This is a genomic window from Mesorhizobium sp. P5_C1 (assembly GCF_054049815.1).
Map to the genome: position 1 here is coordinate 1 of NZ_JBFULQ010001009.1, position 1,219 is coordinate 1,219.

The window sequence follows — 1,219 nt, forward strand, 5'->3', positions numbered from 1 at the left end:
CCATCAAGTCGCGTTGGCTCGACTTGGCGAACCGCATGCTCGGTCGAGTGCCCTACAAAATGTGGGGACCGGTCCGCGCCTTCCGCAAACTTCGTGGCTTTGATGCTGTCATACTGCCCGGAACTGGCGCTTTCGATGATTTTGGCGACACTCCGTTTGGAATGCCCTACGTTTTCCTCAAGTGGTTCCTGATGGCGCGGCTAAGGGGCTGTGTCGTCGCATTTGCGAGCATCGGCGCCGGGCCTGCTTACCACCCCCTCAGTCGCGTGTTCTTCGCCTGGACTGCCCGCTGCGCGTCATATCGTTCGTTTCGCGATAGGATTTCACGCGAATTCGTCGGAAGCCTCGGGGTTGATGTTGCGAACGACCGGGTTTTTCCCGATCTTGCTTTCGGACTACCAATCCTGAACGTCGAGCGTGAGGTCTCCGAGACCACTGTTGTTGGCGTGGGCGTGATGAACTACCGCGGTCGCACGGGTGGAGATGACTCGATCTATGAGACGTACCTTGCCAAGCTCGCGGAGTTTGTCGCACGCACTGTGACACGAGGCTTCGACATTCGACTTATCCTGGGCCAGGACAATGACGAGGTTGCGGTGGTCGATCTCATCGAGCGACTCCGCGGCCGGCTGTCCGACGCTGATTTGGCCCGGGTGGTTTTCAGTCGGTCTGCATCGCTGCACGACGTCATGGCGCAAATGCAGACGACTGACGTCGTGGTCGCCACCCGATTTCACAATGTTGTTTGCGCCTTGCGGGTCGGGCTCCCTGTCATATCTCTCGGATACCTCGAAAAGCACGACGCACTTGCTGCCGACACCGGTCTATCGGCCTTTTGCACCAGCGTCGAAACCTTCAGCGTCGAATGGCTGGAGTCGCGGCTGGACGCACTCCTTGCCGAGCGGGAATTGCGAGCGCAGGAAGTTCGCGAAACGGTTTCGCGATACCGGCAACAACTTTTGGACCAGGAGGTTCTTCTTCGAACACAAGTTTTCGCCCATGCGGTGTCTCGTCCGATCTTGTCGTGAAGCCGAGAGCGGCGGGCATGGACGACGCAAGAATCCATGAAAGCGACACCGAAGGTCGGATCGCCGTCTTGGTGAAACAGATGAGCAGATGCTCCCACGTTCAACAAATTCGTGAAGGTTGATCAATGCCACTAATCGACGTTGTGATTCCAAATTACTGCTACGGGCGCTACTTGCCTCAGTCCGTCCAG

1 protein-coding gene is annotated in these 1,219 nt (G+C 57.7%); it reads left to right on the plus strand.

Features of this window, described 5'->3' with window-relative positions; translation table 11 throughout:
• Positions 1-1,028 (plus strand): polysaccharide pyruvyl transferase family protein (locus ACXJ7R_RS33455; protein WP_457155527.1); only part of this gene is annotated, 1,028 nt, incomplete at its 5' end.
• Between the last annotated feature and the right edge of the window lie 191 nt (positions 1,029-1,219).